This window comes from Pseudomonas sp. S2_H10 (genome assembly GCF_054668285.1).
The window spans coordinates 4236197-4257062 of record NZ_CP162754.1; the positions used below are offsets into that span (position 1 = coordinate 4236197).

The window sequence follows — 20866 nt, forward strand, 5'->3', positions numbered from 1 at the left end:
AAAAAGCCGACAGCGATGTCGGCTTTTTTGTGCGGCGTTCTCGCCCCCCCTGTAGGAGCCAGCTTGCTGGCGATGGTCGTTAACGATTACGCGTACTGTCTGGAACCACTCGACGAATTTAAATCCATCGCCGGCAAGCCGGCTCCTACAGAGCGTCAGAACCCACGGAGGATTCGCGTCTTGAGCTCGGCGTGAAAGCGATCCGCATTGGATTTGTTAACACTGCGCACCGATTCGCTGCCGGTCACCGATTCCAGCCCCATCGCGCGCTTTTGTGTCGTTTCGTTTCGATAGGCATCGATAAAGAAGTCGATGTCCCGCTCGTTGGTCAGCTTTGGCCACTTGTCCAAGTACAGCGGCAGCTCGGTCGGGCCGGTCTTGAACGAGCAGATGCGCCGGTTGGTGATGGTCGCCTCGCCGATTTCGAACGGGACCCACCACGACCGTGCGGTTCTCTCCGACACCACCGCGAGCAGGTGCGTGCATTCGCTGATGTTGCGGGTGATCACCCCGGTGATGTCGTCGGTGGTCTGGGATTCGGGGTCCAGTACGTCGAGGTAGGTCTTGATATTGGCCTGGATCAGGCGGGTGTTGATGTTGATCGCATAGGCGCGGTCCATGTGGCGGTAGCTGATAAATACTGGCATCAGAAATGTCCCTTGATCGCGAGTTCGCGGTAATAGGCGCCGAGGGCGGTGAGGCGGCAGCCAGTGGAGTGGATGGCGGCGTAGTACATGTGTTCGGCGTCCACCGGTTCGACCAGGCTGTGACGATTGCACTTTTGCAGTTGGGCGAAGACATCGCCGTGTTCCGGGTTGAACTCGGGTTCGGTCGGTTCGAAGCTGGGGGCGAGGGGGTATACCGACTCGGCCTCTGCGAACCACTCGGGGAGTTTGCGCAGGATTTCCTTGGGGATCAGCGGTGACACTTCGCGCAAGGAAATGAACTGCGACACGTTGGTCTTGAACACCGGGCGCTGTTCCCAGGCATCAAGTGCGTTGTCGACAAATGAATAAAGGCTGCCGGGGGTGATCTTGCCCAGGATGTTGGCTGCCCCGCCGTGCAGGGCCTGAAGCAACAGCCCGGTGAACACGCCGTGTTGCGCGCCCTCCATCGCAGGCTCTTCCTTTTTGCAGGCAGTCAGAATGGTCATGCCTTCGCCGACCACGCTGCCCTCGCTGCGCAAGGCGCGCAGTTCGCCGGCCGAGCCGCTCTGGCAACAATCGAGAATGATCACTTTGTTTTTGATCTTCGTGGCCTTGCTCGCCCAGTTGAGGATGTCGCTGAGGCGAATCCCGTCCTTGGCGCTCTTGTAATCCTGCGGGATCAACATGCCTTCGTCGGTGTCGGTGTCGAAGCTGCCGTGCCCGGCGAAATACAGCAGCGCGACATTGCAGTCCCCGGCAAACAGCTCGCGAATCTGGTCTTCGAGTTTTTCCCGGCTAAGGTAGTCCTCGGCGGAGGTCAGCACGATGTTCTTGAAGTTCGGATCGCCGTTGGCGTCAGTCTTGAGCACGGACGCCATGGCCATAGCGTCATTGCTGCAACCGCTCAGTCGCGAAACGTGGGTGTAGTCGTTGATGCCGATAAACAGTCCCTTGCGCATGGCTACACCGCCGTATGCTGGCGAATCGCGCTGATGATGCTGTTGGTGTTCCATGCACATTCGGCGTGTGCCGCATCACGTACCACCGTGGAAATGCGTTCGGCGCCGAACGGCTTCACCGCAATGATCACTTTGCCCATGCGTTTGGCGATCTCGATTTCCTTGTTGATCCACTTGCTGTAGGTGGAATACATCCCGGCCATGATCAACACCGCCGAGCATGGGCGGATCTTGTTTTCGATGGCCTCCTCAAGTTGCTTGTCGGTTTTCGCGCCGACAATCGGGTTGTCCGTGGGGACTGAAAAATTCTTGTAGGTGAAGCCGGGCTTGGCGTTGAGCAGGCGCACGAGATTGTCGTGGGCATGCGGATAGTTCCACGAGTGGCTGATGAACAGATGGTAGGTTTGCATGGGTTTTCCCTCGGTCTCGCGGAGTGCGAAGAGGGTTTGAACTTAGGCGATTGCAGTGCGGCTACAAGAGGCAGCCGCGGAAAGAGAAATTCCCTACAAGCTCGCGGGCGCGCGTCCTACAGAAAGGTCTGACGTGTAAATGAGGGAAGGATTCGGCCGCCGACCGACCTGCTCAAGGCAGGGCGGTCGGTGCATCTGTTTAGTAGCCGTTTTCCGGCAGGCTGGCGATGATCGAGCGGTAGCTGTTCATCCGTTGCTGCTGCACGCGGCCGTCTTCAAGGGCCTTGAGCAGGGCGCAGCCGGGTTCGCGGTCGTGCTTGCAGTCGCGGAAGCGGCAGGTGCCAAGCAGGTCGTTGAACTCGATGAAGCCGGCTTCGACATCGGCACGGCTGACGTGGCCCAGGCCGAATTCACGGATGCCCGGGGAGTCGATCAGCTCACCGCCGCCGGGGAAGTGGAACAACCGCGCGGTGGTGGTGGTGTGGGTGCCCTGGCCGGACAGCTCGGACAGCGGGCCGACGCGGGTTTCGACATCCGGCAGCAGGCTGTTGACCAGCGACGACTTGCCGACACCGGACTGGCCGACGAACACGCTGATGCGCCCGTCCAGTTGCGCCTGCAATTGCTCCATGCCGTTGCCGTGGTGCGCGGACACTTCCAGCACCGGATAGCCGAGGGTGCGGTACACGGCGAGCAAGGCGTTCAGCGCCGGAGCGTTGTTTTCGTCGATGAGGTCGAACTTGTTCAGCAGCAACAGCGGCTTGATGCCCGCATGCTCGGCCGCCACCAGATAGCGGTCGATCAGGTTGGCGTGGGGCTCGGGCAGCGGCGCAAACACGATGACGATCATGTCGACGTTGGCCGCAACAGGCTTGAGCTGGCCGCGGCTGTCCGGACGACACAGTTCGGTGTTGCGCGGCAGTTGCGCCACGATCACGCCGATGCCCTGGTTGCCGGCACGCCACACCACCTGATCGCCGGTCACCAGCGCCGGCAGGTTGGCACGCAGGTGGCAACGGAACACCTGTCCGGCCAGTTCGCCGTCCCGGGCCTCGACCTCGACCTGCACACCGAAGTGCGCGATCACCAGGCCGTGCTGTTCCGGGCCCAGGTCGCCACCTTCGAGTGCCTCGACAGCCGAGGACTCGCGTTTGGCGGCGCGGGCAGCGCGTTCGCCCTGAATCTTTTCGATGCGCCAGTTTTGACGACGATTGAGTTGGCGTTTGGCCATGGGTGTTCCGTATCAAGAATGCAGCGATTAGGTAAAACGGCCGCGAGTTTAGCACGCCCGGCTACCGGCCTAGGCTAAACTGCGCAGCATTGCCTAGGAGCCGAACATGCAAAACCCACAGAACCTGATCTGGATCGACCTGGAAATGACCGGTCTGAACCCGGACACCGACGTCATCATCGAAATGGCCACCATCGTCACCGACAGTGACTTGAACACCCTGGCCGAAGGCCCGGTGATCGCCATTCATCACAGCGACGAAATCCTCGCCGGCATGGACGAGTGGAACACCCGTCAGCACGGCGGTTCCGGGCTGACCCAGCGAGTTCGCGACAGCCGCATCAGCATGGCTGAAGCTGAAGCACAAACCATCGCCTTCCTCGAGAAGTGGGTGCCGAAGGGCAAGTCGCCGATCTGCGGCAACAGCATCTGCCAGGACCGTCGCTTCCTTTATACCCACATGAAATCCCTGGAAAGCTATTTCCACTACCGCAACCTCGACGTGTCCACGCTCAAAGAGCTGGCCGCGCGCTGGGCGCCGGACGTGCGCGACAGCTTCAAGAAGGGCAGCACCCACCTGGCGCTGGACGACATCCGCGAATCGATCGCCGAGTTGCAGCATTACCGCAAGCATTTCATCAAAGCCTGATCTTGAAGCCCGACCTTGTAGGAGCTGGCTTGCCAGCGATGGGGCCCCATGAGGACGCCATCGCCGGCAAGCCGGCTCCTACATGTCGTGATGCCCTCTTTTGGTGCTCAAGCGAACTGAGTAGACTGCGCGCCTTTGTGCAAGGACCGCCACCATGCTACTGATGCTCTACCTGATCGCTATCACCGCCGAAGCCATGACCGGCGCCCTGTCTGCCGGGCGCCGCGGCATGGACTGGTTCGGTGTAGTGTTGATCGCTTGTGTCACGGCACTGGGGGGCGGTTCGGTACGCGATGTGTTGCTCGGGCATTACCCGCTGACCTGGGTCAAGCACCCGGAATACCTGGTGCTGACCACGGCTGCCGCGATGATCACGGTGTTCACGGCGCGCTGGATGCGGCATTTACGCTCGCTGTTCCTGGTGCTCGATGCCATGGGGCTGGTGGCTTTCACCCTGATCGGCTGCATCACCGCCCTGGAAATGGGCCATGGCATGTTGGTCGCCGCCGTCAGCGGCGTGATCACCGGCGTCTTCGGCGGTATCCTGCGGGACATTTTCTGCAACGATATTCCGCTGATCTTTCGGCGTGAGCTCTATGCCAGCGTGTCGTTTGCCGCGGCGTGGACCTACATGCTCTGCATCTATCTGCAATTACCCGATGAGCAATCGATTCTGATCACCTTGTTCGGCGGATTTCTGTTGCGCCTGCTGGCGATCCGTTTTCACTGGGAAATGCCCAAGTTCGTCTATAACGACGAAGCCTGACGTTGGGCATGGTGCCGCAACGCCCACTCGACATGTTCACGCACCAGTGCCGAAGGATGCTCCCGTCGCGCCTTCAGCGCTTCCAGGACCGGGATCGTTGAAGGCGCGTTCCCCAATCCTACCGCCAGGTTGCGCAACCAGTTTTCGTAACCGGTCCGGCGCAATGGCGAGCCTTCGGTGCTGCTCAAGAACTTCTCTTCATCCCACATGAACAATTCCGCCAGCCCGGCATTGTCCAGGTTGTGCCGCGGCTTGAAATCGCTTTCACCGGTCGGGCGGGCGAAGCGGTTCCACGGGCAGACGATCTGGCAGTCATCGCAACCGAACACCCGGTTGCCGATCAGCGGTCGCAGGTCTTCAGGGATGGCGCCTTTGAGTTCGATGGTCAGGTAGGAAATGCAGCGCCGGGCATCCAGCACATAGGGGCCGACGAAGGCGTTGGTCGGACAGATGTCGAGGCAGGCGCTGCAACGGCCGCAATGTTCGCTGGCGTGGGGCGGATCGACCGGCAGCGGCAGGTCGACGAACAGTTCGGCGAGAAAAAAGTAACTGCCGGCCTTGCGATTCAACACCAGGGTATTTTTGCCGATCCAGCCCAGGCCGGCCTGTTCGGCGATGGCTTTTTCCAGCACCGGAGCACTGTCGACAAAGGCACGGAAGCCGAACGGGCCGATTTGCGCCTGAATCTTGTCCGCCAGCTGTTGCACGCGCTTGCGGATCAACTTGTGGTAGTCGCGGCCCAGGGCATAACGCGAGACGTAGGCTTTTTCTGGCTGGGCGAGCATTTTCGCCATGTGGGTATCGCCCGCCAGGTAGTCCATGCGCAGCGAAACCACGCGTAAAGTGCCGGGCACCAGTTCGTCCGGGTGCGAGCGTTTGCTGCCGTGGGCACCCATGTAGTCCATTTCGCCGTGGTAGCCGGCGGCGAGCCAGCGCTCCAGGTGCTGCTCGTGCTCGCCCAGGTCGAGGCCGCTGATGCCGACTTGCTGAAAGCCCAGCTCGCGGCCCCAGTCCTTGATGGATTGGGCGAGGGCAGGCAGGTCTGTGGTAATAGCGGGCATGAGACGAGAGAAACCGGAGCTGAGGTGCGTATAATTCTGCCAGACATCGGAGCCCGAAGACGCATGCCGCACACTAAAGATGAATTACCCGACGCGCTGTACAGCGCCGCGCAGGTGCGGGCACTCGACGCGAGCCTGATCGCGGCCGGCACACCGGGCTTCGAATTGATGCAGCGCGCGGCGCGAGCGACGTGGCGGGCGCTGGTGCGGCAATGGCCGACAGCGAACGAACTGAGTGTACTCGCCGGTCATGGCAATAACGCCGGAGATGGCTATCTGGTGGCCGTGCTGGCCCGGCGCGCCGGATGGTCCGTGCGGATACTGGCGGTCGCAGATCCGCAGCGCCTGCAGGGGGATGCCGCGTTGGCCCACGCCGAAGCGGTGTCCGAAGGCGTCGCCATCGAGTCCTGGGGCGTGCGGCCCGAGTTGCGCGGCATCGTGTTGGATGCGTTGCTGGGCACCGGCCTGACCGGTGAGGTGCGCGAGCCGTACGCCAGCGTTATCGTTGCGATCAATGCCAGTGGGCTGCCAGTGGCGGCGGTGGATATCCCCTCCGGGCTATGCGCCGATACCGGTCGCGTCCTCGGTTGCGCGGTGCGAGCGGATCTGACGGTCACCTTCATCGGCTTGAAAACGGGGTTGTTCACCGGTGATGCGGCGGATGTCGTGGGTGAGCTGGTGTTCAACGACCTGCACGCCGATCCGCAGCTGCTCGAGGGTGCGCCGACCAGTGCCCGTCGCCTCACGGCCGGCAATCTGCCGCGCCTTGCCGCGCGCGCGCCGACTTCCCATAAAGGCAGGTTCGGCCACGTGCTGCTGATCGGTGGTGATCGCGGGTTGGGTGGCGCGATCCTGCTCAGCGCGCAAAGTGCGCTGCGCAGCGGTGCCGGCATGGTGTCCGTGGCGACTCGCAGCGAACATGTTGCGGCTGCACTGGCCAGAACACCCGAGGCCATGGTGCTGGGGACTTCGTCGGCGAATCAGCTGATGGCGTTGCTTCAAAAAGTTTCCGTGCTGGTGGTCGGCCCCGGTCTGGGCCAGGCCGCCTGGGGGCGCAGTCTTTTGTCTGCCGCCGCCAACGCGCCGCTGCCACAGGTCTGGGATGCGGATGCATTGAACCTGTTGGCCGAAGAGCGGGTGAGCCTGCCCCAGGGGTGTGTCATCACTCCGCATCCGGGGGAGGCGGCGCGCTTGCTTGGCATCGGCACCGCCGACGTTCAGGCTGACCGTCCCGCTGCGGCCCTGGCATTGAGTAAAAAATATACAGCGGTCGTCGTCCTCAAAGGTGCCGGCAGCCTGATTGCCCACCCCGATGGGCGTCTGGCGCTGTGTCATCAGGGGCATCCGGCCATGGCCACTGCCGGTTTGGGCGATGTGCTGGCCGGTTTGCTCGGCGCATTGCTGGCCCAGGGCATGGCGCCATTCGACGCGGCCTGCCTGGCGGTCTGGCTGCACGCCAATGCCGGCGAGCAACAAGGAATATCGGGCCGTGGGCTGGCGGCCAGTGATCTGATCCCAGCCATTCGTCAGTTGTTGGAGGAGCAAGCACCGTGTCTGAAGTAACCCTGTACCTGGCCGATGAGCAGGCCATGAGCGACTTTGGCGCACGCATTGCCCGAATCACCGGGGGCCATGGCCTGATCTTTCTCGAGGGCAACCTGGGGATGGGTAAAACCACGTTGTCCCGAGGCATCATCCGCGGCCTGGGGCATGTCGGGGCCGTCAAAAGCCCGACCTTCACCCTGGTCGAACCCTACGAGATCGGCGACATTCGCGCCTTCCATTTCGATTTGTACCGTCTGGTCGATCCGGAAGAACTGGAGTTCCTCGGTATCCGCGACTACTTCGAAGACGATGCCCTGTGTCTGATCGAATGGCCCGATAAAGGTGCAGGCTTTTTGCCAAAGCCTGACCTGACCATTACCATTAGCCCGCAAGACAGCGGGCGTTCGCTGAAAATTTTATCCCAGGGCTCGCGTGGCGAGGCCTGGTGTGCCGCTTTGGCATTGGAATCCAAATAGATGATGGGGTTAGGTATGCGCTTTCGCGCGTTGGTGGCTGCCGTAGGGGTGTTGTTTTTGGCGGTGACCGTCGACGCTGTGGCCGATTCGAAGGTCAACAGCGTTCGCCTGTGGCGGGCGCCGGACAACACGCGACTGGTGTTTGACCTGACAGGTCCCGTGCAACACAGCGTCTTTACCCTGACGGCGCCGGATCGCCTGGTCATCGACATCAATGGCGCGACCCTCGGCGCGCCGCTCAACGTCAACACCTCGAACACCCCGATTACCTCCATGCGCTCGGCTCAGCGCACGCCGACCGACCTGCGGGTGGTCATCGACCTGAAAAAAGCGGTAACGCCGAAGAGCTTCTCCCTGGCGCCGAACGCCCAATATGGCAACCGCCTGGTGGTCGATCTGTTCGATAACGCCGCGGATGCCGCGCCTCCTCCCGCGCCCACGCCTTCGGTCGCCACAGTGCCCGCCGTTCCTGTCACGCCCGTCGAGCCGGCAATCAAGCTGCCACCGGCCCCGGCCGGCAAGCGCGACATCATAGTGGTGATCGACGCCGGCCACGGTGGTGAGGATCCGGGTGCATCGGGTTCTCGCGGTCAGCGCGAGAAAGATGTGGTGTTGCAGATCGCCCGCGAATTGCAGCGCCAGATCAACGGTATGAAAGGCTTCCGCGCCGAACTGACCCGTACCGGCGACTACTTCATTCCATTGCGCGGCCGTACCGAAATTGCCCGCAAGAAAGGCGCCGACCTGTTCGTCTCGATTCACGCCGACGCCGCGCCCTCTGCCGCCGCTTTCGGGGCCTCGGTATTTGCCCTGTCCGATCGCGGTGCCACTTCCGAGACGGCGCGTTGGCTGGCCGACAGCGAAAACCGTTCCGACCTGATCGGCGGTGCCGGCAACGTCAGCCTCGATGACAAGGACCGCATGCTCGCCGGCGTGCTGCTTGACCTGTCGATGACCGCGTCCCTGACGTCCAGCCTGAACGTTGGCCAGAAGGTATTGAGCAACATTGGCCGGGTGACGCCTCTGCACAAGCAGCGGGTCGAGCAGGCCGGGTTCATGGTGCTGAAGTCGCCGGATATTCCGTCGATCCTGGTGGAAACCGGGTTCATCTCCAACGCCAACGAAGCCTCGAAGCTCGCGGCTTCAGGTCATCAGCAGGCGCTGGCGCGTTCGATCAGCAGCGGCGTGCGCCAGTTCTTCCAGCAGAACCCGCCACCGGGCACTTACATTGCCTGGTTGCGCGACTCCGGCAAGATCGTCCAAGGTCCGCGTGACCACCGCGTCAACCCGGGCGAGACCCTGGCGATGATCGCCGTGCGTTATCAGGTGTCGCCAGCTGCGGTGCGCAGCGCCAACAACCTGTCGAGCGATGAGCTCAAGATCGGTCAACACCTGACCATCCCGGGTACTGACCTGGCGGCCAAAGAATGAATGAGGTCCTGAACAGTGGAGCTCGAATCGAGCTGCTCAGCCCGCGCCTGGCGAACCAGATTGCTGCGGGTGAGGTGGTCGAGCGCCCGGCTTCGGTGATCAAGGAGTTGCTGGAAAACAGCCTCGACTCCGGCGCCAGGCGCATCGATGTCGATGTGGAGCAGGGCGGCGTCAAGCTGCTGCGGGTGCGCGACGATGGCAGCGGCATTTCCGCCGATGACCTGCCGCTGGCGCTGGCCCGTCACGCCACCAGCAAGATTCGCAACCTCGAAGACCTGGAACAGGTCATGAGCCTGGGCTTTCGCGGTGAGGCCCTGGCATCGATCAGCTCCGTGGCGCGCCTGACCCTGACTTCCCGCACCCGCGACGCCGATCAGGCCTGGCAGGTCGAGACCGAGGGCCGTGACATGGCGCCCCGCGTGCAGCCTGCGGCCCACCCGGTCGGCACGTCGGTTGAAGTGCGCGACCTGTTCTTCAATACGCCGGCGCGACGCAAGTTTCTCAAAACTGAAAAAACCGAATTCGATCACCTGCAAGAAGTGATCAGGCGCCTGGCCCTGGCGCGCTTCGATGTGGCGTTCCATCTGCGCCACAACGGCAAAACCATCCTCAGCCTGCACGAGGCCCATGATGATGCGGCCCGTGCCCGGCGCGTGGCGGCAATCTGCGGGCCGGGCTTCCTGGAACAGGCGCTGCCGATCGAGATCGAGCGCAACGGCCTGCATCTATGGGGCTGGGTCGGCCTGCCGACCTTCAACCGCAGCCAGGCAGATTTGCAGTATTTCTTCGTCAATGGCCGTGCAGTACGCGACAAGCTGGTAGCCCACGCGGTACGCCAGGCCTATCGCGACGTGCTGTTCAACGGTCGGCACCCGACCTTCGTGCTGTTTTTCGAAGTCGATCCGACTGGCGTCGACGTCAACGTGCACCCGACCAAGCACGAAGTGCGCTTTCGTGAAGGGCGCATGGTTCATGACTTCCTCTACGGCACCTTGCACCGCGCCTTGGGCGATGTGCGGCCGGACGATCACCTGGCGGCGCCGGTTGCCACGGCCATTGTCCGGCCAACCGGCCTCGAAGCCGGTGAATTCGGGCCGCAGGGCGAAATGCGCCTGGCCGCCAATGCGCTGCTTGAACAGCCTCAGGCCCAGCCTTCGTTCAATGCGCCGGCGGGTTCGGGTGCTGGCGCGGGTTATCAATATCAGTACACGCCGCGTCCGCAGTCCGGTGTGCCTGTCGCCGAAGCCCAGGCCGCCTATCGCGAGTTTTTTGCGCCACTGCCCGAGGCCAATGCCGTCGCACTGCCGGCCGGCCAGGACGATATCCCGCCGCTCGGTTATGCACTCGCTCAGCTCAAGGGCATCTACATTCTTTCGGAAAACGCTCAGGGCCTGGTGCTGGTGGACATGCATGCCGCCCACGAGCGGATCATGTATGAGCGTCTGAAGGTGGCGATGGCCAGCGAGGGTCTGAGCGGCCAGCCGTTACTGGTGCCGGAGTCCCTGGCCGTCAGCCAGCGTGAGGCCGATTGCGCCGAAGAGCACGTTGCCTGGTTCCAGCGCCTGGGCTTTGAATTGCAGCGCCTGGGCCCGGAAACCCTGGCGATCCGGCAGATCCCGGCCCTGCTCAAGCAGGCCGAAGCCAATCGGCTGGTCGCCGACGTCCTGGCCGACCTGATGGAGTTCGGCACCAGCGACCGCATTCAGGCGCACCTGAACGAACTGCTCGGGACCATGGCCTGCCACGGTGCGGTCCGGGCGAATCGACGTTTGGCCCTGCCGGAAATGAATGCACTGCTGCGTGACATGGAAAACACCGAGCGCAGCGGTCAATGCAACCATGGCCGACCGACCTGGACCCAATTGGGCCTGGACGATCTGGACAAACTGTTCTTGCGCGGTCGTTGATGAGCCAGCTCCCACCTGCGATTTTCCTGATGGGCCCGACCGCCGCCGGCAAGACCGACCTGGCCATCGAGCTCAGCAAAGTCCTGCCATGCGAGTTGATCAGTGTCGATTCGGCATTGGTTTACCGTGGCATGGACATCGGCACCGCCAAGCCTTCCAAGGAATTGCTGGCGCAGTATCCCCATCGCCTGATCGATATTCTCGACCCGGCCGAGAGCTATTCGGCTGCGGATTTCCGTCGCGACGCCCTCGAAGCCATGGCGGATATCACCGCACGGGGAAAAATTCCGCTGTTGGTAGGCGGCACGATGCTCTACTACAAGGCTTTGCTCGAAGGCCTGGCAGAAATGCCGGCGGCCGACCCCGAGGTCCGTGCGCAAATTGAAGAAGAGGCTGCACGCCTTGGCTGGCAAGCCCTGCATGACCAATTGGCGGTAATCGACCCGGTGTCGGCGGCGCGGATTCACCCGAACGATCCGCAGCGTCTGAGTCGAGCGCTGGAAGTTTATCGCGTAAGCGGTCAAAGCATGACTGACCTGCGTTTGAAACAATCTGTGCAAAGTACTGAAGCAGCCGCTTCGGGACGGCAACAATTGCCCTATACTGTCGCAAACTTGGCTATTGCCCCGGCAAATCGCCAGGTACTGCACGAGCGAATTAAACAAAGATTCACTTTAATGTTGGAACAGGGATTCATTGACGAGGTCGTAGCCCTGCGTAAGAGAAGTGACCTGCATGCCGGGTTGCCGTCTATACGTGCAGTAGGCTACCGCCAAGTCTGGGACTACCTGGATGGCAAGCTGACGTCAGCCGAGATGCAGGAGCGTGGAATCATTGCCACGCGCCAGTTGGCGAAACGCCAGTTCACCTGGCTGCGCAGCTGGACTGACCTGCATTGGCTGGACAGTCTGGATTGCGACAATCTGCCGCGCGCCTTGAAATACCTTGGGACCATCTCCATATTGAGCTGAGTCCTTGCAATTGCCGTCTATCCTTGGGGGTGTGGCGGCTAAAGCCATCTGTTTACCTATTTTTTTATTATTGAATCCTTAAAGGAGTGCGGCACATGTCAAAAGGGCATTCGCTACAAGACCCTTACTTGAATACTTTACGTAAAGAGAAAGTTGGGGTGTCCATCTACCTGGTCAACGGTATCAAACTGCAAGGCACGATCGAGTCGTTCGACCAGTTCGTTATCCTGCTGAAAAACACCGTCAGCCAGATGGTCTACAAGCACGCTATCTCGACAGTGGTGCCGGTTCGTCCAATTCGTCTGCCTAGCGCAACCGAATCCGAAGCGGGTGACACTGAGCCAGGTAACGCCTGATAGGAGTCTCCTTTGTTCTTTGAGCGCCACGGTGGTGGTGAGCGAGTCATCCTCGTTCACTTGGATGGACAGGACCCTGAGGCGCGCGAAGATCCGCAGGAGTTTCAGGAGTTGGCTAATTCGGCCGGCGCCGAGACCGTTGCGTTTTTTAACGTGCCGCGTCATCGGCCAACCGCCAAATACCTGATTGGCAGCGGTAAAGTCGAAGAGCTGCGTGACCTGGTCAAGGCCGAAGAAGCCGATCTGGTGATTTTCAATCACATCCTCACACCCAGTCAGGAACGTAACCTCGAACGTGTTTTCGAGTGTCGCGTGATCGATCGCACCGGTCTGATTCTCGATATTTTCGCCCAACGCGCCCGTACCCATGAGGGCAAGCTCCAGGTTGAACTGGCCCAGCTTGACCACATGAGCACCCGGCTGGTTCGTGGCTGGACTCACCTTGAACGTCAGGGTGGCGGTATCGGCATGCGTGGCCCGGGTGAAACCCAACTGGAAACCGACCGTCGTTTGCTGCGGGTTCGCCTGCGACAGATCAAGGGCCGGCTGGAAAAAGTGCGCAGCCAGCGCGAGCAGTCGCGACGCGGTCGCTCCCGTGCGGATATTCCTACCGTGTCTTTGGTGGGTTACACCAACGCCGGTAAATCCACGCTCTTCAACAACGTGACGAAATCCGACGTCTACGCCGCTGACCAATTGTTCGCCACGCTGGACCCGACCCTGCGTCGTCTGGAAATAGGCGATCTGGGGCCGATCGTCCTGGCGGACACCGTGGGTTTCATTCGTCACTTGCCGCATAAGCTGGTCGAGGCATTTCGGTCTACCCTCGAAGAGTCGAGCAACTCCGACCTGTTGTTGCACGTGATCGATGCGGCCGAACCGGATCGCATGTTGCAGATCGAGCAGGTGATGGTGGTGCTGGGTGAGATTGGTGCCCAGGACTTGCCGATCCTCGAGGTCTATAACAAACTCGATTTGCTTGAAGGCGTTGAGCCACAAATCCAGCGCGACGAAAACGGTAAACCCCAGCGGGTCTGGCTGTCGGCGCGTGATGGCGCTGGTCTGGAGTTGCTTGAGCAAGCCATTGCCGAGTTGCTGGGCAGTGATTTGTTCGTGGGTACCTTGCGCTTGCCGCAACGATTCGCTCGACTGCGTGCGCAGTTCTTCGAACTCGGTGCGGTGCAGAAAGAAGAACACGACGAAGAAGGCATCAGTTTGCTGGCCGTTCGTTTGCCCCGGGCCGAGTTGAATCGACTGGTAAGCCGCGAAGGATTGCAGCCGATGGAATTCATCGAGCAACACACTTTGCAATAAAAGCCTGAGAAAGCGGTTGTGTCGTGGTGACAGGCATTCTGTAGCATTGGTCGGCGCGCCGTGGGTGCGTCTTTGCTTTATCAGATGGAGAGCGCTATGGCTTGGAATGAGCCGGGTGGCAACTCGAATAATCAGGACCCTTGGGGTGGCAAGCGTCGTAACAACGGCGACCGCAAGGGACCACCGGATCTCGACGAGGCCTTCCGAAAGCTGCAGGAAAGCCTGAACGGGTTGTTCGGTGGTGGTAAGAAACGTGGTGGCGACGACGGCGGTGGTTCGGGCAAGAGTGGCGGCTTTGGCGGCCTGCTCGGCATCGGTCTGGTCGTGCTGGCCGCCGTTTGGCTGTACAGCGCGGTTTATGTCGTCGACGAGCAGGAGCAAGCCGTGGTGCTGCGCTTCGGCAAGTACTACGAAACCGTCGGTCCCGGCCTGAATATCTACTTCCCGCCGATCGACAAGAAGTATATGGAAAACGTTACGCGTGAGCGTGCGTACACCAAGCAGGGTCAAATGCTGACTGAAGACGAAAACATCGTCGAAGTGCCGCTGACCGTGCAGTACAAGATCAGCAACCTGCAGGACTTCGTGCTGAGCGTCGATCAGCCGGAAATCAGCCTGCAGCACGCGACCGACAGCGCCTTGCGCCATGTGGTGGGTTCCACCGCAATGGACCAGGTACTGACCGAAGGTCGTGAATTGATGGCCAGCGAGATCAAGGAGCGTCTGCAACGCTTCATGGATACCTATCGCACCGGCATCACTGTCACCCAGGTCAACGTACAGAGCGCAGCGGCACCGCGCGAAGTCCAGGAAGCCTTCGATGACGTGATCCGTGCCCGTGAAGACGAGCAGCGTTCGCGCAACCAGGCTGAAACCTATGCCAACGGCGTCGTGCCGGAAGCCCGTGGTCAGGCCCAGCGCATCCTCGAGGATGCCAATGGTTACCGTGACGAAACCGTCTCGCGCGCCAAGGGTGAGGCCGATCGCTTCACCAAGCTGGTTGCCGAGTACCGCAAGGCACCTGAAGTCACCCGCCAGCGTCTGTACCTGGACACCATGCAGGAAGTCTTCACCAATACCAGCAAGGTACTCGTGACCGGTAACAAGAACGGCCAGAGCAACCTGCTGTACCTGCCGCTGGACAAGATGGTCGAAAGTGGTCGCAGCACCAGCACTCCGGTGACCGGCGCAGCCGCCAGCAGCAATGAAGCGAATGCGCGTGCGGCAGCAGATCTGCAGCAACAGCAAGCACGTACCAGGGAGAGTCGCTGATGAGCAATAAATCGCTGATCGCCCTTATTGTCGGCGTCGTCGTGGCGATCGCTGCCTGGAACTGCTTCTACATCGTGGCTCAGACCGAGCGTGCGGTGTTGCTGCAGTTCGGTCGCGTGGTCCAGACCGATGTTCAGCCAGGCCTGCATGTGAAAGTGCCTTACGTTAACCAGGTGCGTAAATTCGACGCACGCCTGATGACGCTGGATGCACCGACACAGCGCTTCCTGACGCTGGAAAAGAAAGCCGTGATGGTCGATGCCTATGCCAAGTGGCGCGTGAAGGACGCGGAGCGTTACTACACCGCGACTTCCGGCCTCAAGCAGATCGCCGACGAGCGTCTGTCCCGTCGTCTGGAATCGGGGCTGCGTGACCAGTTCGGTAAGCGCACCCTGCACGAAGTGGTGTCGGGTGAACGTGATGCGCTGATGGCGGATATCACGGCTTCGCTGAACAAGATGGCCGAGAAAGAACTGGGCATCGAAGTGGTCGATGTCCGGGTCAAGACCATCGACCTGCCGAAAGAAGTGAACCGCAGCGTGTTCGAACGTATGAGCACCGAGCGTGAGCGTGAAGCTCGCGAGCACCGCGCCAAGGGTAACGAGCTGGCCGAAGGCATTCGTGCCGACGCCGATCGTCAACGCCGCGTGCTGCTGGCTGAAGCCTATCGTGAATCCGAAGAGGTTCGCGGTGACGGCGATGCCCAGGCCGCTGCGATCTACTCCAAGGCCTACGGTCAGGATCAGGAGTTCTACGCGTTCTACCGTAGCCTGCGTGCCTACCGTGAAAGCTTCGCGAACAAATCCGACGTATTGGTCCTCGACCCAAGCAGCGACTTCTTCCACTACCTGGAAAAAGCCAAGCCTTGATACGGCGTTGACCTGAATCCTCCCGCCGGGCGGCTAAAACCTCTGGCGGGGTGATCCTTTGGGAAAACGTGTGTATGATGCGGCAGCCGGGAAATTCCCGGCTTTTTTGCGTCTGCATGTTTGATTGCGGTTTTTAAGCAGATGCCGGGCCGACTGGCTCGACAGTTTTTCGAGGAAAGTGGTCAGCGAAGCCGGTAGAAGGGCTTTTCGCTCCGTCGCTCATGCGCGTGGATTGTGCATGGGCCGATCATTTTCTGCTTCACTCAAGGCTCGCCGACAGGCTGGCTGCCCGGATATAGGGGAAGGCGTAATGGCAACGGTAGACCGCTGGCTTCTGCCAGATGGCATCGAAGAAGTACTGCCACCGGAAGCTGCGCGTATTGAAGTCGCGCGTCGTCAGGTGTTGGATCTGTTCCAGAGCTGGGGTTACGAGTTTGTCGTGACTCCCCATATCGAGTACCTGGAATCCCTGCTGACCGGCGCGGGCCAGGACCTGGATCTGCGCACCTTCAAGGTCATCGATCCGCAATCGGGTCGGCAGATGGGTTTTCGTGCCGACATCACGCCGCAAGTGGCGCGCATCGATGCGCACACCCTGCGCCGCGAAGGTCCGAGCCGCCTGTGCTATGCCGGTAGCGTGCTGCATGCCCAGCCTCGCGCCTTGTCATCCTCGCGCAGTCCGATTCAACTGGGCGCCGAGTTGTATGGCGACGGCAGCCCGAGCAGCGACGTCGAAGTCATCAGCCTGATGCTGGCCATGCTGCAACTGGCCGATGTGCCGGATGTGCACATGGACCTCGGCCATGTCGGCATCTACCGTGGCCTGGCCCGTGCGGCCGGTTTGTCCGGTGAAGTCGAGCAGCAGTTGTTCGATGCCTTGCAACGCAAGGCCATCGATGAGGTCATTACCTTGACCGAAGGCTTGCCTGCCGATCTGTCGGGCATGCTGCGTGCGTTGGTCGATCTGTGTGGCGGTCGTGAAGTATTGAGCGCTGCCCGTGAGCGCCTGGCCAAGGCGCCGGCTCCTGTTCTGGCAGCGCTGGACGACTTGCTGGCGATTGCCGAGCGTCTGTCCGTGCGCTTCCCTGAACTGCCGCTGTACTTCGACCTCGGCGAGCTGCGTGGCTACCACTACCACACCGGCGTGGTGTTTGCCGTGTTCGTGCCGGGTGTCGGCCAGTCCATAGCCCAGGGCGGTCGTTACGACGACATCGGCGCCGACTTCGGTCGTGCCCGTCCGGCAACCGGCTTCTCCACCGATTTGAAAACCCTGGTGACCCTGGGGCGTGCTGAGATCGAGCTACCGTCTGGCGGTATCTGGATGCCTGACAGTACGGATGCGGCACTCTGGCAGCAGGTTTGCCAGTTGCGCAGTGAGGGTCAGCGTGTCGTTCAGGCCTTGCCTGGACAACCTTTGGCCGCCGCCCGTGAAGCGGACTGCGACCGGCAATTGATTCAGCAGAACGGGCTTTGGCAAGTATCGCCACTGGCTTCTTGAGTTTTCCCGCCGGCTGCCGCCGGCACCAAGTTTGCGCGAATGAGGACAAGTGTTATGGGTAAGAATGTCGTAGTCCTGGGCACCCAATGGGGTGATGAGGGCAAAGGCAAGATCGTTGATCTGCTGACCGAACATGCTGCCGCCGTAGTGCGCTACCAAGGTGGCCACAACGCTGGCCACACCCTGGTGATCGACGGCGAAAAAACTGTCTTGCACCTGATCCCGTCGGGCGTGCTGCGCGAAGGCGTGCAGTGCCTGATCGGCAACGGCGTGGTGGTTGCACCTGACGCCCTGCTGCGCGAGATCACCAAGCTGGAAGAGAAAGGCGTACCGGTGCGCGAGCGCCTGCGTATCAGCCCGTCCTGCCCGCTGATCCTGTCTTTCCACGTAGCGCTGGACCAGGCCCGTGAAAAGGCCCGTGGCGAGCTGAAGATCGGTACCACCGGTCGCGGCATCGGCCCGGCGTACGAAGACAAGGTTGCACGTCGTGGCCTGCGTGTGGGCGACCTGCTCAACATGCCGCGCTTTGAAGACAAACTGCGTGAACTGGTGGATTACCACAACTTCATGCTGGTGGGTTACTACAAAGAGCCGGCCATCGACTTCGACAAGACCCTGGCCGAATGCAAGGAATACGCTGAGCTGCTCAAGCCGCTGATGCTGGACGTGACTGCCGAGCTGCACGACCTGCGTCGCGCTGGCAAAGACATCATGTTCGAAGGCGCCCAAGGCTCCCTGCTGGACATCGACCACGGCACCTACCCGTACGTGACCAGCTCCAACACCACCGCTGGCGGCGTTGCTACCGGTTCGGGCGTTGGCCCGATGTTCCTGGACTACATCCTGGGCATCACCAAGGCTTACACCACCCGTGTAGGTTCGGGTCCGTTCCCGACTGAGTTGTTCGACGAAGTCGGCGCGCACCTGGCCAAGCAAGGTCATGAGTTCGGCGCGACCACCGGCCGTGCTCGTCGTTGTGGCTGGTTCGACGCCGTTATCCTGCGTCGCGCTATCGATGTGAACAGCATTTCGGGCATCTGCCTGACCAAGCTGGACGTACTCGACGGTCTGGAAGCCATCAACATCTGCGTCGGCTACAAGGATGCAGAGGGCAATGACGTTGCCCCGACTGACGCCGACAGCTACGTGGGCCTGCAGCCTGTGTACGAAGAAGTGCCGGGCTGGACCGAGTCGACCGTGGGTGCCAAAACCCTGGAGGAGCTGCCAGCTAACGCCCGTGCTTACATCAAGCGCGTCGAAGAGCTGATCGGCGCGCCGATCGACATTATCTCGACGGGCCCGGACCGCAACGAAACCATCGTTCTGCGTCATCCGTTTGCTTGATAAGTCGTTGATGTAAAACACAAAGGCCCCTTAATCGGGGCCTTTGTCGTTTATGCCTGTCGAACGGCATGACCTTTGCTGTAAATATTCTCAAAAGAATGCCATCAAATTAATGGCGTCCAAGTAGAGGGATTCACAGTGTCGGCCGTTCTCTCACTGTTACAAAGCCGTTTGTTGCGGCCCGTGTTCGTTACCTTGGGTATCGCCCTTTTGGTGCAGGTGCTGGTGGCTGTTGCTCTGACCCGGAGCACGGTGACTGCGCTGGAAGCCGATCTCGGCCTGCGTCTGGGGGCGGACAGCCAAAAGCTCTCTGCCGAGCTCGAGCAGGCCGGGCGCGAAGTCACGTCCAGTCTGGACAGCCTCTCTACCAGTACGCGCCAGCGCCTCACGGCCGGTTTGTCCTCGCGCCTTGAAGAAGAACAGGCGCAATTGCGTTCGACCCTGGAAAAGGACCTGAAGGACTCCGCCAATGATATGGCGCAGCTTCTGGCTTCGGTCGCACCCCGCGCCATGTGGGACAACGACGTTCCGACACTGTCCGAATTCGCCCGCCGGGCCCAGCGCAATCCCAATGTGCTGTTCGTGGTGTATGACGACGCCACCGGTCAGCACCTGACGCGCTATCTCAATCGGGAAAACCCGATCAACAAGGCGTTGCTGGAAAAAGGCCAGGGCGAGCGGGCGCTCGACAAGGTGCTGGATGCGGCGAAGAACGATCCTTCGGTTTTCTACATCGAGGCCTCGATCAACCCCAATGGCGTGGAAATCGGCAAAGTCCTGATGGGGGTCTCGACTGCTTCGGTGGAGACTGATCTCGCAGCCCTCGACAAGCGCTTCTCGGCCCTGATCGCCAGCAGCGATCAACTGGTCGGCGACAGCCTCAAGGGCGCAGCAGCCGACAGCGCAACGGCCATGCGTGCGCGCCTGCAGTCAGCGCAGGCCACCGCGGCAGAAATGAAAGCCAACACCACCAGCACCGTCCAGGAAGCCGCCGCGACATTGCGCTGGCGCATCGGCGTGTGCCTGGCCGTGGTGGGGTTTGGTGTCCTGCTGTTGCTGGCGGTGGTGCTCGGTCGTCGAGTGGTCAATCGCTTGAAAATGCTGATTGTTGCCATGGATGACCTGGCGGCGGGCGAGGGCGATCTGACCAAGCGCGTGCAGATCAGCAGCAAGGACGAAATCGGCGACATGGCCTCGGCGGTCAATCGCTTTGTGGATAAGTTGCAGCCGATCGTGCGCGAGGCGGGCGATGTGGCTCAGCGTACCGGTGTGGAGATCGGCGCCATGACCTTGCGCAACGCCGGTGCGGATGCGGCGGCGGGCATGCAGCGCGACGAGGTGGCGGAGAGTTTGCGAGCGCTGTCGCAAATGGCGGATGAGGCGCAGTCGGAAAGCCACGCCATGCAGGCGGCGCTGAAGCAGGTGGTGGACATTCGCCAGGCCACCGATGAAAACACCCGGACCTCGGCGAAGGTCGGCAGCCTGATCGAGGAGCTGGCGGGTCAGGTCAACACCGGGGCTCAAGTCATCGAGCGCCTGGCGCAACAAAGTGAGCAGATCGAGGTGGTGCTGACGGTGATTCACGGCATCGCCGAGCAGACCAACCTGCTGGCGCTCAACGCGGCGATCGAGGCGGCGCGTGCCGGCGAGACCGGGCGCGGCTTTGCCGTGGTGGCGGATGAGGTGCGGGCGCTGGCGAGCAAGACGCAGAGCTCCACCGGTGATATTCAGGCGCACATCGTGGCGCTGCAGCAAGGCGCGCGTGAAGCGGTGGCGGCAATCGGTCAGGCCGGGCGCCAGGCCAATGAGGGGTTGCTGGTGCTGCGTGACAGTGCGCGGTTGCAGCAGTCGGTGCAGGCGTCCGTCGAGCAGGTCCATGCGGCGATCGGTCTGGCTACCCAGGCTGCGGCGCATCAGGCGCAGGGCGCGCAGGCAGTGCGCGGGCGGGTCCAGACCATCCACGCCCAGGCCGAAAAAGCTGCGCAGGCAGTCGTGGAGACCACGGCGAGCGGCAAGGTGCTGGATGGGCTGGCGGCGCAGTTGAAGGCGAGCCTGGGGCAGTTCAGGGCGTAAGGTGTTGGCGCATCTGACGCCATCGCGGGCAAGCCCGCTCCCACAGGGATAACTGTCGTGCACAAATTATGTGTTCACAGAGGAACA

The 20866-nt window shown here is 61.4% G+C and carries 19 protein-coding genes; 14 read left to right on the forward strand and 5 right to left on the reverse strand.

The window, feature by feature from the left end; all coding sequences use genetic code 11:
• Nucleotides 1–155: 155 nt before the first annotated feature.
• From AB4O16_RS18930 to rsgA, 4 genes are all read right to left on the reverse strand, one after another.
• Nucleotides 156–647 (reverse strand): toll/interleukin-1 receptor domain-containing protein, encoded by a 492-nt coding sequence (locus AB4O16_RS18930; RefSeq protein ID WP_160390529.1) that lies wholly within the window; start codon nt 645–647, stop codon nt 156–158.
• Complete coding sequence (locus tag AB4O16_RS18935) at nt 647–1606, reverse strand: caspase family protein (protein ID WP_008048055.1); 960 nt, start codon at nt 1604–1606, stop codon at nt 647–649. Before AB4O16_RS18935 ends, AB4O16_RS18930 begins: the two co-directional genes overlap by 1 nt.
• Before the next feature lie 2 nt (nt 1607–1608).
• Nucleotides 1609–2016 carry a TIR domain-containing protein gene (locus AB4O16_RS18940; protein WP_160390528.1) on the reverse strand — a complete coding sequence of 136 codons (408 nt, stop codon included), beginning with the start codon at nt 2014–2016 and terminating at the stop codon, nt 1609–1611.
• A 199-nt stretch (nt 2017–2215) separates the two neighbouring features.
• Nucleotides 2216–3247, reverse strand: a complete 1032-nt coding sequence (gene rsgA / locus AB4O16_RS18945; RefSeq protein ID WP_015093224.1) for a small ribosomal subunit biogenesis GTPase RsgA — start codon at nt 3245–3247, stop codon at nt 2216–2218.
• 106 nt (nt 3248–3353) lie between these two features.
• On the opposite strand from rsgA, the gene orn reads away from it, so the two are divergent.
• The gene (gene orn, locus AB4O16_RS18950; protein WP_110658016.1) at nt 3354–3896 is read left to right on the forward strand and encodes an oligoribonuclease; all 543 of its coding nucleotides are present in this window, start codon (nt 3354–3356) and stop codon (nt 3894–3896) included.
• 154 nt (nt 3897–4050) lie between these two features.
• Nucleotides 4051–4662: a trimeric intracellular cation channel family protein gene (locus AB4O16_RS18955; RefSeq protein WP_160390527.1), complete on the forward strand. Its 612-nt coding sequence runs from the start codon at nt 4051–4053 to the stop codon at nt 4660–4662.
• Here AB4O16_RS18955 and queG read toward each other — a convergent pair.
• On the reverse strand, nt 4644–5723 hold the full coding sequence (gene queG / locus AB4O16_RS18960) for a tRNA epoxyqueuosine(34) reductase QueG (protein ID WP_460155538.1): 1080 nt from the start codon (nt 5721–5723) through the stop codon (nt 4644–4646). The two genes, AB4O16_RS18955 and queG, sit on opposite strands and share 19 nt — an antisense overlap.
• A 63-nt stretch (nt 5724–5786) precedes the next feature.
• On the opposite strand from queG, the gene AB4O16_RS18965 reads away from it, so the two are divergent.
• The 12 genes from AB4O16_RS18965 to AB4O16_RS19020 all read left to right on the forward strand — a co-directional run bounded on the left by AB4O16_RS18965 (nt 5787) and on the right by AB4O16_RS19020 (nt 20779).
• Nucleotides 5787–7286: an NAD(P)H-hydrate dehydratase gene (locus AB4O16_RS18965; RefSeq protein WP_460155539.1), complete on the forward strand. Its 1500-nt coding sequence runs from the start codon at nt 5787–5789 to the stop codon at nt 7284–7286.
• The gene (gene tsaE, locus AB4O16_RS18970) at nt 7274–7744 is read left to right on the forward strand and encodes a tRNA (adenosine(37)-N6)-threonylcarbamoyltransferase complex ATPase subunit type 1 TsaE (protein ID WP_046819842.1); all 471 of its coding nucleotides are present in this window, start codon (nt 7274–7276) and stop codon (nt 7742–7744) included. The genes AB4O16_RS18965 and tsaE overlap by 13 nt, the downstream gene beginning before the upstream one ends.
• Nucleotides 7745–9175 carry an N-acetylmuramoyl-L-alanine amidase gene (locus AB4O16_RS18975; protein WP_160390524.1) on the forward strand — a complete coding sequence of 477 codons (1431 nt, stop codon included), beginning with the start codon at nt 7745–7747 and terminating at the stop codon, nt 9173–9175. It abuts the gene before it with no gap.
• Nucleotides 9172–11082, forward strand: a complete 1911-nt coding sequence (mutL, locus tag AB4O16_RS18980; protein WP_160390523.1) for a DNA mismatch repair endonuclease MutL — start codon at nt 9172–9174, stop codon at nt 11080–11082. Before AB4O16_RS18975 ends, mutL begins: the two co-directional genes overlap by 4 nt.
• Nucleotides 11082–12053 (forward strand): tRNA (adenosine(37)-N6)-dimethylallyltransferase MiaA, encoded by a 972-nt coding sequence (gene miaA / locus AB4O16_RS18985; protein ID WP_160390820.1) that lies wholly within the window; start codon nt 11082–11084, stop codon nt 12051–12053. Before mutL ends, miaA begins: the two co-directional genes overlap by 1 nt.
• Nucleotides 12054–12148: 95 nt before the next feature.
• Entirely contained in the window at nt 12149–12409 is a 261-nt protein-coding gene (hfq, locus tag AB4O16_RS18990) for an RNA chaperone Hfq (RefSeq protein WP_057397732.1), read from the forward strand.
• Nucleotides 12410–12421: 12 nt separating this feature from the next.
• Nucleotides 12422–13723, forward strand: a complete 1302-nt coding sequence (gene hflX, locus AB4O16_RS18995) for a ribosome rescue GTPase HflX (protein ID WP_160390522.1) — start codon at nt 12422–12424, stop codon at nt 13721–13723.
• Between the two features lie 96 nt (nt 13724–13819).
• Nucleotides 13820–14995, forward strand: coding sequence for an FtsH protease activity modulator HflK (hflK, locus tag AB4O16_RS19000; protein ID WP_160390521.1), 1176 nt, complete (start codon nt 13820–13822; stop codon nt 14993–14995).
• Entirely contained in the window at nt 14995–15864 is an 870-nt protein-coding gene (hflC, locus tag AB4O16_RS19005; RefSeq protein ID WP_056725458.1) for a protease modulator HflC, read from the forward strand. Before hflK ends, hflC begins: the two co-directional genes overlap by 1 nt.
• A 310-nt stretch (nt 15865–16174) precedes the next feature.
• On the forward strand, nt 16175–17362 hold the full coding sequence (locus AB4O16_RS19010) for an ATP phosphoribosyltransferase regulatory subunit (RefSeq protein WP_008048076.1): 1188 nt from the start codon (nt 16175–16177) through the stop codon (nt 17360–17362).
• Between the two features lie 54 nt (nt 17363–17416).
• Entirely contained in the window at nt 17417–18706 is a 1290-nt protein-coding gene (locus tag AB4O16_RS19015) for an adenylosuccinate synthase (RefSeq protein ID WP_160390520.1), read from the forward strand.
• A gap of 138 nt (nt 18707–18844) precedes the next feature.
• Nucleotides 18845–20779 (forward strand): methyl-accepting chemotaxis protein, encoded by a 1935-nt coding sequence (locus AB4O16_RS19020; RefSeq protein ID WP_160390519.1) that lies wholly within the window; start codon nt 18845–18847, stop codon nt 20777–20779.
• Nucleotides 20780–20866: the final 87 nt, after the last annotated feature.

Bases quoted from the DNA above. Each gene is read 5' to 3' on its own strand.
- AB4O16_RS18930 (WP_160390529.1), bottom strand. From the start codon at position 647: ATGCCAGTATTTATCAGCTACCGCCACATGGACCGCGCCTATGCGATC.
- rsgA (WP_015093224.1), bottom strand. From the start codon at position 3,247: ATGGCCAAACGCCAACTCAATCGTCGTCAAAACTGGCGCATCGAAAAG.
- mutL (WP_160390523.1), top strand. From the start codon at position 9,172: ATGAATGAGGTCCTGAACAGTGGAGCTCGAATCGAGCTGCTCAGCCCG.
- hflK (WP_160390521.1), top strand. From the start codon at position 13,820: ATGGCTTGGAATGAGCCGGGTGGCAACTCGAATAATCAGGACCCTTGG.
- AB4O16_RS18965 (WP_460155539.1), top strand. From the start codon at position 5,787: ATGCCGCACACTAAAGATGAATTACCCGACGCGCTGTACAGCGCCGCG.
- AB4O16_RS18975 (WP_160390524.1), top strand. From the start codon at position 7,745: ATGATGGGGTTAGGTATGCGCTTTCGCGCGTTGGTGGCTGCCGTAGGG.
- AB4O16_RS18955 (WP_160390527.1), top strand. From the start codon at position 4,051: ATGCTACTGATGCTCTACCTGATCGCTATCACCGCCGAAGCCATGACC.
- AB4O16_RS19010 (WP_008048076.1), top strand. From the start codon at position 16,175: ATGGCAACGGTAGACCGCTGGCTTCTGCCAGATGGCATCGAAGAAGTA.
- miaA (WP_160390820.1), top strand. From the start codon at position 11,082: ATGAGCCAGCTCCCACCTGCGATTTTCCTGATGGGCCCGACCGCCGCC.
- AB4O16_RS19015 (WP_160390520.1), top strand. From the start codon at position 17,417: ATGGGTAAGAATGTCGTAGTCCTGGGCACCCAATGGGGTGATGAGGGC.
- hflC (WP_056725458.1), top strand. From the start codon at position 14,995: ATGAGCAATAAATCGCTGATCGCCCTTATTGTCGGCGTCGTCGTGGCG.
- hfq (WP_057397732.1), top strand. From the start codon at position 12,149: ATGTCAAAAGGGCATTCGCTACAAGACCCTTACTTGAATACTTTACGT.
- orn (WP_110658016.1), top strand. From the start codon at position 3,354: ATGCAAAACCCACAGAACCTGATCTGGATCGACCTGGAAATGACCGGT.
- AB4O16_RS18935 (WP_008048055.1), bottom strand. From the start codon at position 1,606: ATGCGCAAGGGACTGTTTATCGGCATCAACGACTACACCCACGTTTCG.
- AB4O16_RS18940 (WP_160390528.1), bottom strand. From the start codon at position 2,016: ATGCAAACCTACCATCTGTTCATCAGCCACTCGTGGAACTATCCGCAT.
- queG (WP_460155538.1), bottom strand. From the start codon at position 5,723: ATGCCCGCTATTACCACAGACCTGCCTGCCCTCGCCCAATCCATCAAG.